This window comes from Marinifilum caeruleilacunae (genome assembly GCF_013141825.1).
GTDB classification, from domain to species: domain Bacteria; phylum Bacteroidota; class Bacteroidia; order Bacteroidales; family Marinifilaceae; genus Marinifilum; species Marinifilum caeruleilacunae.
Window position 1 is genome coordinate 31,031 of sequence record NZ_RZNH01000021.1, and the last position, 13,866, is coordinate 44,896.

12 protein-coding genes and 5 tRNA genes are annotated in these 13,866 nt (G+C 35.4%); 13 read left to right on the forward strand and 4 right to left on the reverse strand.

What is annotated here, in order from left to right:
* Positions 1–167: 167 nt before the first annotated feature.
* Positions 168–875 carry an SAM-dependent methyltransferase gene (locus ELS83_RS12890; RefSeq protein WP_171595971.1) on the forward strand — a complete coding sequence of 236 codons (708 nt, stop codon included), beginning with the start codon at positions 168–170 and terminating at the stop codon, positions 873–875.
* Between the two features lie 220 nt (positions 876–1,095).
* On the opposite strand, the gene ELS83_RS12895 is transcribed toward ELS83_RS12890, so the two are convergent.
* Positions 1,096–2,130 (reverse strand): DHH family phosphoesterase, encoded by a 1,035-nt coding sequence (locus ELS83_RS12895; RefSeq protein WP_171595972.1) that lies wholly within the window; start codon positions 2,128–2,130, stop codon positions 1,096–1,098.
* A 209-nt stretch (positions 2,131–2,339) separates the two neighbouring features.
* Here ELS83_RS12895 and ELS83_RS12900 point away from each other — a divergent pair, with 209 nt between their 5' ends.
* Positions 2,340–2,759: a nucleoside-diphosphate kinase gene (locus tag ELS83_RS12900; RefSeq protein ID WP_171595973.1), complete on the forward strand. Its 420-nt coding sequence runs from the start codon at positions 2,340–2,342 to the stop codon at positions 2,757–2,759.
* A 52-nt stretch (positions 2,760–2,811) separates the two neighbouring features.
* On the opposite strand, the gene ELS83_RS12905 is transcribed toward ELS83_RS12900, so the two are convergent.
* On the reverse strand, positions 2,812–3,102 hold the full coding sequence (locus ELS83_RS12905) for a DciA family protein (protein ID WP_171595974.1): 291 nt from the start codon (positions 3,100–3,102) through the stop codon (positions 2,812–2,814).
* On the reverse strand, positions 3,099–4,208 hold the full coding sequence (gene recF, locus ELS83_RS12910) for a DNA replication/repair protein RecF (protein ID WP_171595975.1): 1,110 nt from the start codon (positions 4,206–4,208) through the stop codon (positions 3,099–3,101). Before recF ends, ELS83_RS12905 begins: the two co-directional genes overlap by 4 nt.
* A gap of 176 nt (positions 4,209–4,384) precedes the next feature.
* On the opposite strand from recF, the gene ELS83_RS12915 reads away from it, so the two are divergent.
* Complete coding sequence (locus ELS83_RS12915) at positions 4,385–5,077, forward strand: tetratricopeptide repeat protein (protein WP_171595976.1); 693 nt, start codon at positions 4,385–4,387, stop codon at positions 5,075–5,077.
* A gap of 57 nt (positions 5,078–5,134) precedes the next feature.
* On the opposite strand, the gene ELS83_RS12920 is transcribed toward ELS83_RS12915, so the two are convergent.
* On the reverse strand, positions 5,135–6,001 hold the full coding sequence (locus ELS83_RS12920) for a diacylglycerol/lipid kinase family protein (protein WP_171595977.1): 867 nt from the start codon (positions 5,999–6,001) through the stop codon (positions 5,135–5,137).
* Positions 6,002–6,374: 373 nt separating this feature from the next.
* Between ELS83_RS12920 and ELS83_RS12925 the strand changes: the two genes are divergently transcribed.
* The 10 genes from ELS83_RS12925 to ELS83_RS12970 all read left to right on the forward strand — a co-directional run bounded on the left by ELS83_RS12925 (position 6,375) and on the right by ELS83_RS12970 (position 13,862).
* A tRNA-Tyr gene (locus ELS83_RS12925) sits at positions 6,375–6,457 on the forward strand.
* Positions 6,458–6,498: 41 nt separating this feature from the next.
* Positions 6,499–6,571: transfer RNA gene (locus ELS83_RS12930), tRNA-Gly, on the forward strand.
* A 20-nt stretch (positions 6,572–6,591) separates the two neighbouring features.
* Positions 6,592–6,674 (forward strand) — tRNA-Tyr (locus ELS83_RS12935).
* 39 nt (positions 6,675–6,713) lie between these two features.
* A tRNA-Gly gene (locus tag ELS83_RS12940) sits at positions 6,714–6,786 on the forward strand.
* A 10-nt stretch (positions 6,787–6,796) separates the two neighbouring features.
* A tRNA-Ser gene (locus ELS83_RS12945) sits at positions 6,797–6,881 on the forward strand.
* Between the two features lie 948 nt (positions 6,882–7,829).
* A complete protein-coding gene (locus tag ELS83_RS12950) occupies positions 7,830–8,435 on the forward strand; it encodes a Crp/Fnr family transcriptional regulator (RefSeq protein ID WP_171595978.1) in 606 nt (201 codons plus the stop codon).
* Positions 8,436–8,601: 166 nt separating this feature from the next.
* Positions 8,602–10,986 carry a carboxypeptidase-like regulatory domain-containing protein gene (locus ELS83_RS12955; RefSeq protein WP_171595979.1) on the forward strand — a complete coding sequence of 795 codons (2,385 nt, stop codon included), beginning with the start codon at positions 8,602–8,604 and terminating at the stop codon, positions 10,984–10,986.
* Between the two features lie 28 nt (positions 10,987–11,014).
* Positions 11,015–12,310 carry a DUF4374 domain-containing protein gene (locus tag ELS83_RS12960; protein WP_171595980.1) on the forward strand — a complete coding sequence of 432 codons (1,296 nt, stop codon included), beginning with the start codon at positions 11,015–11,017 and terminating at the stop codon, positions 12,308–12,310.
* Positions 12,311–12,390: 80 nt separating this feature from the next.
* On the forward strand, positions 12,391–13,011 hold the full coding sequence (locus ELS83_RS12965; RefSeq protein WP_171595981.1) for a hypothetical protein: 621 nt from the start codon (positions 12,391–12,393) through the stop codon (positions 13,009–13,011).
* 2 nt (positions 13,012–13,013) lie between these two features.
* A complete protein-coding gene (locus ELS83_RS12970; RefSeq protein WP_171595982.1) occupies positions 13,014–13,862 on the forward strand; it encodes an alpha/beta hydrolase in 849 nt (282 codons plus the stop codon).
* The last annotated feature ends 4 nt before the right edge of the window (positions 13,863–13,866 follow it).

Here is a 13,866-nt window from a genome sequence, read left to right on the forward strand (position 1 = left end):
GATGAAATATTTTTCATTGGATTCAAAATTATTTAGACTAATTCCAGATAGAAATAAATAATCAATTCTAAATCCCATTTTATGGTTGACTCATTTTGTATTCCAATTAAGCTCCAGACATTCATTGAATCAATTATTTTGTACATTTGCCGAAAATAAACAGAATCATGAAAGGCAAGTTATATTTGATCCCAACTACATTGGGTGATACATCAATCAATCAGGTTATTCCCCAGGACATTCAGGAGTTGATCCCAAACATTAAACATTTTATTGTAGAAAATATCAGGACTGCTCGCCGATATCTGAAAAAGGTAGATTCTGCCATCAATATTGATGAACTTCGATTTTATGAGCTGAACAAGCACAGTTCTCCCAACGAAATATCAGGCTACCTGAATGCGATTAAAGATTTCGATATAGGAATCATTTCTGAAGCAGGCTGCCCTGGTGTTGCCGATCCTGGTGCCGACGTGGTAAAATTGGCTCACGAAAAAAACATACAGGTGGTTCCTTTGGTTGGTCCTTCTTCTATTTTAATGTCGCTAATGGCCTCGGGTTTTAACGGACAAAACTTTGCCTTTAACGGATATTTGCCCATAAAGGCCAACGAAAGAGCTAAAAAAATAAAACAACTGGACTCAAGATCATTAAGCGAAAACCAGAGCCAGATTTTTATTGAAGCGCCCTACCGCAACAATAAGCTGGTAGAAGATTTAATTGCCAATTGCAGTGGCGGAACAAAATTGTGCATTGCAGTTGACATTACCATGGAGAGCGAATTTATTAAAACCATGCCGGTAAAAGCCTGGAAAGGAATGGATATCGATTTGCATAAAAAACCAGCAATTTTCCTTATTCACAGGGAGAAATAAAATCAAAAACAGCGCAGATTGTAAAACCTGCGCTGCGAAACTCATAGTTAAAAATTTAGGCATAATCCCGACCGCCTAAAACCGGGATTATTTCTTGACTTCGTCTCATGATATCCTAAAATTTACAAAACCACTATTTAAATTAAAGACAAGACTTTAGTCGTCTGAAATAGTGCAAATATCATACCATCAAGTCCTTTTTATCGTCTAAATAAAGGTTTTACTGATTTAAACTCTTATAAAAAGCCGGTAAAACCTCTTTAAATTTGGCAATAGCATCTTTCAGCTGATCGGTAGTTCGACCTCCTGCTGCATTCATATGACCACCTCCATTAAAATATTCGGCGGCAACAGCATTAATCGGCACATTTCCTTTCGAACGGAAGGAGATCTTCACCATATCTTCCTTCTCGATGAAAATGACTGAAACCAGCATTCCCTGAATCGACAAAGGATAGTTTACAAAACCTTCAGTATCGCCGTCCTTGTAGTTGAACTTCAATAAATCTTCTTTGGTAAGTGTAATAATTGCCGTTTGATATTCCGGCAAAACCTCAAGACCTCGATCCAAACAATGTCCCAACAACTTCATTCTGTCGGTAGAGAAGTTATCGTAAACATTCGAATGAATTTTACTTTTATCGATACCTCTTGCCAACAAATCGCCCACAATCTGGTAGGTTCTCGGGTTTGACGAATTGTAGCTCAACCCGCCTGTATCAGTAACAATTCCAGTATACAAACACTCGGCAATATGAGTATCGATTAGGTTCTCATCTCCCAGGGCTTCTATAAATTCATACATTAATTCGCAGGTTGCGCACATCGAAGTATCAGAGAACATTACATCCACAATTTGCTCTGGTTCGGGATGATGATCGATCATGATTTTTTTAGCAGGCAGATCCTGAAGAATTTTTTCCAAATCGCCCGATCGTTTAAAAGAGTTGTGATCGACAATAAAAACCAAATCGGATGATTTCAGATACTCCTCGGCAGCTTTTTTGCCATTGGTATAAATCATGACTTCCGAGTTTTTTGGCAACCAATTTAAAAATACCGGGTATGCACTTGGACTCACAATTTTAGGCATTTTACCTTTTTTCTTCAGATATTGGTACAATGCCAGCGATGACCCGATAGCATCTCCATCTGGACCAGAGTGGGGAATTATTGCAATTTTTTCCGACTCGTACAACAAAGCTTCAGCCTTGGCAATCAAATCAATATCAATTCTATTCTTTATATTATTCATTCTCTATTGAGTAAGATGATTCAATTTTAGTGGGTAAAGATAAAGATTGCGGTGCAGATTTCATCATGAAAAAATAATCGATGATGGAATTGCACAAGCTTACGGAAAATTAATTAGAATTAATCCAAATAAATTCGTCCGATTCTATTGCATGCCTAAGCGGAAATATTATTTTTGTATACCAAGATTAAACTTATACACACAAATTAATGAGAAGCGACAGAACTTTTACAATGATTAAGCCAGATGCAGTGGCAGCTGGACATATTGGAGCAATTCTTGCAAAAATTAACGAAGCTGGTTTTAGAATTGCAGCCATGAAATACACTCAAATTTCTAAAGAACAAGCTAAAAAATTCTACGAAGTACATAAAGACAGACCATTTTATGATGAGCTGACAGATTTTATGAGTTCAGGTCCGATTGTAGCAGCAATCCTGGAAAAGGAAGATGCTGTTGCCGCTTTCCGAAAACTGATTGGCGCTACCAATCCGGCAGAAGCTGAGGAAGGTACAATCCGTAAAGAATTTGCAGAATCGATGTCGAAAAATGCAGTACACGGTTCTGATAGCGATGAGAATGCCTGCATTGAAGGTGCATTTTATTTCTCACAAACAGAAGTGATTTAAAAGAATCTCAAATACCTGGAAAGCACATCGATCATGAATTGATGTGCTTTTTTTATCTCACCACAATTTCATCGATGATATTGGCTTGTACTTCGCGATTAAGTGCTTTCACCAGGCCATCTCTGATTATCATGAGCTCGTTTCGAATTACTGATGAACGAACGGCAACAAACAAGCGTCGGTTGCGAATGTAGATTTCGGTAGTAGCGTTGGCAACAGTTTTACCAATCACCTTTTCCCAGGAATTGACCAATTCATACTCTTTCAACTTAACATCAAGTTTCGATTCTTTCAGAACCTCTTTGATTAGTTCATCTATTTTTTGAGTGTTGCTTCTTCTCATGAGTCTGAATTTACAATTGCACCATTATCGATTACAAACAACTGGTATTCCAGGGCAGATCCTGACAGAATATCATCCAAATGATCGCGATTCGTATCGGAAATAAATATTTGCCCAAAGCGTTCTTCCGAAACCAAGCGAACAATTTGTTCTACTCTATTGGAATCCAGTTTATCAAAAATATCATCCAACAAAAGAATTGGCGTAAAACCGGCTATTTGCTTAATAAATTCAAACTGTGCCAGTTTCAGAGCAATCAGGTATGATTTTTTTTGTCCTTGCGAACCCATTTTTTTTATCGGATATTTCCCAAGGTTCAACACCAAATCATCTTTATGAATACCCACAGTTGTGTATTGCATTACCTGGTCTTTCCAACGTGCATTGTCCAACAAATCGCGCATGGAGTGATCGTGTAGCTGAGATTTGTATTCCAGGCTAACAATTTCATTTCCTTGCGAAATAATGGAGTAATACTCCTGGAAAACAGGCATCAGTTTATGCAAGAAATCCTTACGTTTTTTATAAATCTCACTTCCTAAATTCACCAATTGCTCATCCCAAATACTTAAGGTATCCTCATCGTATTTGGTTCCCGATGCAAAATCTTTTAATAGCTTATTTCTTTGTTGAATTACACGATTGTAACGAATTAAATCGTCGAGATATTTTCTATCGTATTGCGAAATTACACTATCCATGTATTTTCGTCTCTCCTCGCTTCCATCGGTAATCAATCGGCCATCGGCAGGCGAAACCATTACAATTGGCAGTAATCCAATATGTTCCGATAACTTTTTATATTCCTTTTTGTTTCGTTTAAAGTTCTTTTTCTGTCCACGCTTTACACCACAGTAAATCACCTCTTCCAATTCCTTACGGTGATAATTACCCTCAAGAACCATAAACTGTGCATCATGATTGATGTTGTGCTGATCGGTAGATGAAAAGTAGCTTTTACAAAAGCTGAGGTAATAGACTGCATCCAAAAGATTGGTTTTCCCCATTCCATTATTTCCGATAAAACAATTGATTTTTGGAGAAAAATTCAATTCCAACTCAAGTATGTTTTTATAGTTTATTAGAGATAGTTTTTCCAGATGCATGTGCAAAACTTTAAGGTAACGCTGCAAAATTACGAAATAAAATCAATTCAAATCCGCGAAAGCGTGGCAATAATTAAGTTCTAATTTATTCTCATTTTTTATATTAATAATGCTTAATATTTGCTAAAAAAAATTACATTTGCGTTAGAAAAAATAAACCTATTAATTATTTGAGTATGTCGAAGAACAAAAACAATCCGGAAACTGCGGATAATTTCGAGAATCTAGAAGAGGCGTTAAGTAAAACTGAACAATATATAGAGAAGAACCAGAAGAAATTAACCAGCATTGCATTTGCTGTTATTTTGGTTGCTGTTGCCATTTTTGCTTATCAAAAGTACTATAAAGCTCCTCTTGAACAAGAAGCTCAAAACCAATTGTTCCAGGCTCAAAGATATTTCGAACAAGATTCATTTAAAATGGCTTTAAATGGAGATGAGAACTATCCTGGCTTTTTGGAAATTGCTGATGAATTCGGTTCAACTGCTGCTGGTAACTTGTCTAAGTATTATTCTGGAATTTCATACTTGAGAATTGGAGAATATCAAAATGCAATTGATTTCTTAAGCTCTTTTAGCTCTGATGATTTCTTATTAAGCTCTTTAGCAAAAGCTGCTGCTGGTGATGCTTATATGGAATTGGGCGAAAATGCAAAAGCTGCTTCAAACTATATGGATGCAAGCTCGATTAACGCTAACGAATTTACAACTCCTATTTATTTGCAAAAAGCTGGTTTGGCTTACGAAATGTTAGGAGACTATAAAAAAGCATTAGCTGCTTACGAAAAAATTGAAAAGGATTTTGCCAAGTCAGCAGAAGCTCGCGATATCGAAAAATATATCACAAGAGCTAAGGCAATGATGAAGTAATTCTCTTTTAAAAGATATTGAAAACGGAAACCTAATACTGGTTTCCGTTTTTTTGTATCAGCAAATCACCTTTAATGCCTTCTTTTCAATATTGACCTTAAGAGAAGTTCCTAGCCTTACAGGTTCACCATCCAAATGAGCAAATTCATTTGTTTGAGTAACTTCAAATGAAGATCCCAGGATTTGGCGCCATGATGCATCTTTAAATACCTTACCATTTAAAATTCGATAGGCAAGTCGTGGAATTTGAAGAAAGGAAGGTTTTTTCATCAGGATAAGATTTAGAACCCCATCTGAAACATCTGCTTCGGGCGCAATATAGGCGTTATTCCCAAACTGACTGGCGTTGGCGAAACAGAGCATAAAGCCGTTTAAGCGATATTCTTCATCATTGCACTTCACCATAAAGTTTTGATTCCGGCTTTGCTTAAAACATTTTAAACAGGCAATAATGTAGGAATATAAACCTCTTGCTTTCATTCTTTGAAACGCTCTGCTTACTTCAGCATCAAAACCGATTCCTGCAACGCAAAAAGAGTATTGCTCGTTAATTCGCATGGCATCCATCTCGAACAAGTCCATTTTATTAATTCGCTTCATGGCTCCTTTAAGCGATAAAGGAATTTTAAGGTGCCTGGCCAGTCCATTTCCCGATCCAACGGGAATAATACCCATTGGCATATTTGAGTGTACCAGAACTCTTCCTACTTCGTTTACCGTTCCATCTCCTCCTACTGCAATAATGGCATGGTAATTCTCTGACAAAGCATCTCGACTAATTTCTGAAATGTGTTCGGGATATTCAGAAAAAATGAAAACCGGAGCATACGAATTTACATCAAGATATTTTTTAATTCTCTCAACAATGTTTGCACCTGAGCTCTTCCCGGCAATCGGATTGATGATAAAAAGTAGTTTCTTCATGAATTTTGGTAAGGATTTAATATCCCATTAAAATTGTAAGATCTTCTCAATCGAATATAATCATTATTCGTTGAATAATATTTCAAATCTTAGTGCTCAGCCAGTTAGACTTTTTGCACATCTATACAAGAACCACACATCACGCCATAAAACACTGTTTTACTGAACCTTAAACAACCATCCTTTAGTAAAATCTTAATGTGAAATGTTTATTAAAAAAAAATGACAAAAATATTTACTAGGAAATCAAACACTTACATAAAAAACTGCATTTTTTTTGAAAAAAAAATCTTCCAAGCCCTTGTATATTCTATCAAAGCACCTATATTTGCATCCGCAATCGAGAAACAAAGTTCTTTAAAAAATTGCTTTTGGGGAGATACCAAAGTGGCCAACTGGGGCGGACTGTAACTCCGCTGACTTTCGTCTTCGTAGGTTCGAATCCTGCTCTCCCCACAATCGGATTGAAAACGTTCAATCTTTGAAAAAATATTCTTGCGGGAATAGCTCAGTTGATAGAGCATCAGCCTTCCAAGCTGAGGGTCGCGGGTTTGAGTCCCGTTTCCCGCTCAAAAGTACTGAAACATATTGGGGAGATACCAAAGCGGCCAACTGGGACGGACTGTAACTCCGTTGACTTATGTCTTCGCAGGTTCGAATCCTGCTCTCCCCACAAGCAGATTGAAAACGTTCAATCTTTGAAAAAATTCTTGCGGGAATAGCTCAGTTGATAGAGCATCAGCCTTCCAAGCTGAGGGTCGCGGGTTTGAGTCCCGTTTCCCGCTCAAATATTTTGGAGAGATGGCAGAGTGGTCGAATGCGGTGGTCTTGAAAACCATTGTACGGCAACGTACCGGGGGTTCGAATCCCTCTCTCTCCGCACTTATGCAGACAAAGCTCCTGATTTTCAGGAGCTTTTGTTTTTTAAGGGAAAGCACGGGGGAAAGAACAAGAATAATAAACCACAGTTACCCTGCTTCATCTTGAAACACTTCGCAACAAATTCCAACCCTCTTTTAAATAACTTTACCCCAGATAAACCACTTAAGATTTTTTTAGTCGTTAGAAGAAAAGTCTTTAATAAATATAAATGGTATCACACACTTAGGGTGAAAAAGTCAATTACTAAGTCACTGATCTAAGTTTCAGTATTGCTCTAAACCCCACTAAATACTGGTAGAGAACAGAAGATGTGATACAAGAAAAATCGAAAATTCTAAATAGCATATACCCGTATTACCACAATACGCTCCTGTTCTTTTATATATGAATTCACAGAAATAAGGAAACTTGAATAGGATAGAATTGAAGACAACCATACCCCCATACCAAATTCAAACATTGAAATAGAAATGGTTTATGGTATTCCGGAAAATGTATGATTCAGAAAGTTAGAAAATGAAATCTGATACCTAACAATACTTTGTATAAACGTTGTATTTCCTATTTTTAAAAATCATACTGAGAAAATACAAACGACTAGATAGTTAACAGCATAAATAGAGACTAAAAACAGCACAAATGAAGAAGAAGACTTGACGTAAATGGTAAGCCATTGTATGTCTTCAGCTTAAATCAATCAAAATTACCATTTCTTTGAACCCATCTGTAAATTGAACTCCGAAAATATCTATTTGCTTTTGTTGAGTTTGACTGTGGTGAGCCAACCATATAATGGTTAATTAAAGATGGATCGGGATTGTAAAATGAACCGAAATAATAGTACCACTTTAAATCACTACTTCTAGGTATATCTTTTCATTTTAATTGTTTGTATCATTAAAGCTAATAATCATAGGCATGGTGAGTCAAACTTAAAGTGTAATGTATGTTAAGTGAATTTATTGTAGAGAATGATTTGGGAAAAGTCGAGGTGAAGAAAAATTTTAAGGAAGTAATAGAATTAAAGTACTTACCTAAGGGAACCTTGTTACATGAAAAAGGAAAACCATTGGTTAAAAACTTTTTTATTTTAAAAGGAATTGCCAGATGTTTCATGTATAAAGATGGGAAAGAGATAACCACTTATTTTGCAACTGATAATAGTCCGATTGTAGCCATTGATGTTATTGAAAATGATAACAAAGTAAGCATGCTCACCATTGAATTGTTAGATGATTCTATTGTTGCTGAAATACAATTTCATAAAATAAGAGATATCATATTTAGTGATTTGAACTACAGTATAAAATATTGTTATTATTTGGATAATGAATATAGGAAACTGGCTATGAATCAAATTACCAATCGTTTTACAACTGCAAAAGAGCGATATATGAAATTTTGTAAGGAGAATCCCGAAATTCTTCGCAAAGTAAAACTCTCACACATTGCCTCTTATCTCGATATTTCTCTGGAAACCCTAAGCCGAATCAGAACTGAACAAAAACCAAGAAGGTTGAAACAATTTCAAGAAATGTTGATTAAAAAATAGCATTGAGGGCATTTTTTGATATTTGTCAAATACTTTTTAGACACTATTATTTTTCTTTGCACATATTAATTTAATCTCAATCTAAATTAAAAGAAGAGGAGTACTATGCTTAAATGTATAGTGCTGATTAATTATGCAATTAAATCAAAATATAATAAGAAAATTTGTGTCCATTATTTTTCTGGTGATTCTATGTATCGGAAAATCAATGTCGCAAAGTAAAACTGTAACAATTAAAGGAACTGTTCTAGATCCTAATGATAATGCAATTCCATTTGCAACAGTATATGAGAATAATACAGAGAATGGAACAGTAACAGACGAGAATGGAGAGTTTAAAATAACAGTCTCGATAAAAAGTAATGTTGAATTGGTGTTTAGAAATTTAGGATTTCAAGAAAAAAGAATAATCATTCAACAAAGCTCCAATCCTGGATTAATAGTGGTTCTTGAGCCAAGTTTGGAAAAAATAAACGAGGTAGACATTATTGCTAAAAGTACTTCGACAAAAATAGAAGAAAAAGGTTTTACTGCCATTTCGCTTCCCGTAAAAGAACTACAAACACAATCAATTGAGATAAATCAGGTTTTAAGTCAGAGTGCAGGAGTTAGAGTTCGACAGCAAGGAGGATTAGGATCAAGAGTTAACTATAGTATTAATGGATTAGAAGGTAAAGCGGTTCGCTTCTTTCTCGATGGAATTCCAATGGATTACTTTGGTTCCTCCTTTTCAGCCGCAACCATTCCTATTTCACAAATTAGTAGAATAGATATTTATAAAGGTGTTGTTCCCGTCGAATTGGGAAGTGATGCCTTAGGGGGTGCTGTTAATCTAGTTTCTAAAAAAGATGTTAAAAACAATTTAGATTTCAGCTACTCTTTTGGATCATTTAATACCCATAAAGTTTCATTGTCTGGATTTTGGCGAAATAAAAACAATGGATTAACAGGAAAAATTTCGGCCTTTTACAATTATTCCGATAACAATTATAAAGTATGGGGCAATGATATAAAGGTGGATGAGAAAGTTGTCAATGAAGATGGTTTTGTAACCTATGTTCCAAAAAGAGGGATCACGGTTGAGCGTTTTCATGATGCCTTTGAGTCAAAAACAGTTAAGGCAGACTTTGGATTTACAGGCATAGATCAAGCAGATCAGGTTTTTATCGGACTATTGTTGTCTGGAATGGATAAGGAAATCCAGCATGGAGCAACAATGTTTGTTCCATTTGGAGAAGCAACTTACGAGCAAAGTGTTATCATGCCATATCTTACCTATAAAAAAAATAATATTTTAACAGAAGGTCTTTCTTTAAACTTATTTACATCTTATTCTGAATTAATTCGTTCCAGGGTAGATACAACCCGTAACATTTACAATTGGCTAGGTGAAATTGAGGATGAGAAAAGAGTATTAGGAGGAGAACAAAAACGCACTTTGAATAAATTAACCGAGAATGCTTTCTTAAATAGATTGAATATTGGGTATGATTTATCGGACAATCATAGTTTAGGTTTTAATACAGTTTTTACACATGTAAAAAGAACAGATGAAGATCCATTGGTTACCCAAAAAACCGATGGTTATTATGCACCACAATATTTTAAGAAAAGTGTAATGGGCCTTAGTTTGCAAAGCAAATTAATTGATCAGAGATTACAAACCAATCTATTCGCAAAATCTTATTACTATTGGGCCGATATAAAAGTATCTACCACCGAGGCAGGAGTTACGAGTTATGAAACCGTTTCAAGTAGTAAAAATAGTTTTGGGATTGGTATTGCTAGTTCTTTTGAATTGAATGAGAATTTTCTGATTAGTGCTTCTCTTGAACATGCTAATCGTCTTCCCGAAGCCAACGAGGTTTTAGGTGATGGTTTAAATATAATTTCGAATCCTCATCTAAAACCAGAGTCCAGTTTCAACGCTAACCTCGGATTTAATTGGAATATAAATTTAGATTCAGATAATAGAATTCAATTGGTTCCTAATCTATTTTACAGAAATGTAAGCCAAAAATTGAAGATGGTAACTGCTAGTGACCCTGGACTATTTCAGTTTGTAAACTTTGATAAAGTTAGAATAAAAGGAATTGATGGTCGAATTCAATTTTTCCATAAGCAAAGCATAAGATTAACACAATCGGTATCCTACCTGAATCCGGTAATTAAAACGGACAAAGATGAATTGGGAAATGATAATGGATTGGCAAATACAAGAATGTCTAATACTCCATTTTACCAAGCCAATTCTGAGGCCCGTTACAACTTTAAATCATGGCTAAAAAACAATGCCCAGGCATTTGTCTACTGGCGCTTTAAATATGTGGGATCTTTTTACAGATATTCTGAGAAATTCGGAAGTGAAAAAAAAGACCAAGTGCCTAAGCAAAATGTAAATAATTTCGGTATAGGCTATACTTTCCCAAATCAGAAATTAAGTATTAGTGCTGACGTTAACAATATATTCAACGTTCAGGCTTTTGATAATTATGCTGTCCAAAAACCTGGAAGAGCATTCTATATAAAAATTAATTGTAAAATATTTTAATATGTATAAACTCAAAAATAACTTTAAAATGAAAAAGTATCTATCATTAGCATTTGTCTTTCTATTTGGCTTTGCTCTATTTTCTTGTTCTGATGATGACGATAATGATTCAAATCCTAATCCAGAGCCGGAACCAGAAGTTAGAGACAATTTCAGTGTCTTGGGAGTAATTGAAGGAGCTTATTATTTGGCTCAAACTGAATCATTAAGTGAAGGAACTCTTAGCTTCGTGAACAATGGAACTCAATTGGAAGCCGATCAGGCAGCACGTATTATTGCATCTGGAGATTATTTGTATTCTCTAAACTATGGCACGGGTTTGTTAACACAGCTTAAAGCTAATACAAATGGAGGCTATGATATTGTGAAGGAAATTAATGCAGGATTATCAGTTGGTACGAATCGTCCTAGATTTAAGCTGGCTAGCGAAGATATTATTATGGTATACAATGTAACTGTTGAGCCAATTAAAGATCAAGATGACAACATTATCGACAATACCTGTACTCTACGTTTGGCTTCAGTTTCTATTCCTGATTTGACAATTGCCAATTTAAATGAATTTGTAATTCCTCAGTCGGATAATGCAAAACAAGGCGGAACTATTGGTTATCACCCAATGCGTGTGGATGGTCCGGTAATTTCAGAAGATAAAATTTATTTTGGATTAATGCACATGGACATGTCTGATCCTACAACTCCACCACCATTCCGTAAGCCAAAACAAACAGGATTGGAAACTTTGGTGTTTGACTATCCCTCACTAACCAATGGAACTGTAGTAGAATCAAGTGTAGCTTCAGGTCATACGACAGGTTACCGTGCACCATCAATGCACGTTGATGAGGAAGGCGATGTTTACCAGGTGAACTGGTTCATGAGTGGAAACTCTTTCGATCTATCTGCTGGTGATAAAACCGTTATTTCGCGATTAAGAGATGGTGTATATGATCAGGCATATTCATTTAATGTATCAGAGGCATTAGGTTTAAGTACAAATATTGCATCTGTTGGTTGGTTCTATGTTGGCAATGGAATTGGTTATATGCCAATTCAATTGGAAGATGAAGGGACTTACTATAATTCAAATTCATGGTCAGTTGCCAAAATTGATGTGTACAATAAAACTGCGGTTAAACTTGACGTACCATTATCAGGATTATTCTCTTACGAAAATGGAGTAGCTGCAAACGAAATGTTCTACATGGCTATCAGTCCAATTGGTGGAGAATCATATGTATATGAATTCGACCCAGAATCAAATGACTTTACACAAGGACTTAAATTGGATGGTGGAAACGTAGTTGTTGACGGCGTTTACTAGATCTAGCTAATTTCGATTAATACCATAAATCTCCGACAAATATACTGTCGGGGGTTTTTACATTTTTAATACTCACTATCATGAAAAATTTAATACTTATACTTACCATTGCTTTTTCATTTGCAGCATGCAGTAAAATGGGACCTAAAATTGGCCCTGATTACAACAAGGTTAAACCAGAACTTGCTATGGATAAAAAGCAAGAGAAACAATTTGATCAAATAACAGGAAAATATACAGAACTTAGAATGGAGGCATTCGCAAAAGCTCGATCGGGTGGTAAAATGAACCGTGAAGCTATGATGGCTGAAATGAAAAAGTTATTTGCAAAACAAGGAGAGGAACTTAAGCCAGTATTGTCGGATCAACAATTTAAATATTTTACCGAATGGTTGCAAAAGCAGATTCCTGGTCCTGTGGGTTGGTCGAAAGAGTTAAGAGCAAAAATTAAAACAGAGCTGGCGTTTGACGATGAGAAGTCAAAAATGCTGGAGGCAGTAAACCAGGCTTTTGTTGAAGCTTATGTTGGAGCTCATGACAATTACCATGGAAATAATGAAGCCGCCAAAGAATATTGGACTGAGTTCAATAACAACAGAAATGATGCAATGAAACAACTGCTAAACAATGAGGAGTATAGTAAGTTTCTTGAGCTAACTAAAGAGGTTCGATTCAAAGGAGAACATGGTAAAGAAGAGTAAGCATGAAAGGTAGAATACTTTTTTTATTATTAATCTTAACATCTACAGCTGTCCTTGCACAAAAGGACAGTTGTGCTATTACGATTAAAAAGCACATCATAAATTCAAAATTTCTTGATCAAGATCGTGAGGTATGGGTTGCCCTTCCAAAGACTTATGAATCTGGCAAAAAATATCCTGTATTGTATGTCCTTGATGCAGAATGGCATTTTGATTTGATTCGTGTATTGTCCAATAATCTGGCGAAAAGTAAAAAAATACCTGAGCATATTGTAGTTGGTATTCCGCATGTTTCGGTTTCAAAAGAACGTGTGAAAGATTTTACATTCAGTCTTTCAAATGTAAATCCGTATGGAAAAAAACAATTACCAAAATTTTTTAATGAAGCAAATTGTGGAGGAGGCATTCCATTTTTCTCCTTCTTGAATCAGGAAGTAGTTCAATGTATTGATTCTTGTTATACAACCAATAACAATAATGTACTACTAGCTCATTCTCTTGCCGGATATTTTGCCTCATATACTTTATCTAGAAATCATAAATTTACTGCAATACAAATTTACGATCCAAGCATTTGGTATAACAATGGTGAAGCAATAGAACAAATTAAAGACGTTGAATTTCTAAATAATGGTGTAAAGGTATTTATGGCAAACCAGATTTTTCCAAATTTTCACTACCAAAACATGAATAAGTTTGCGATAGTTTTAAGGGAATGTAAGCATGTAGATTTTAAGCAGGTTGAGTTCAGTGATGAAAACCATGGCTCGGTTTATCTCGATGGATTTTTAAAGGGCATTGATCATTTGTATAAGGATTATAAACTAGAACATTTTAAATTAAAGAAATAGTTCA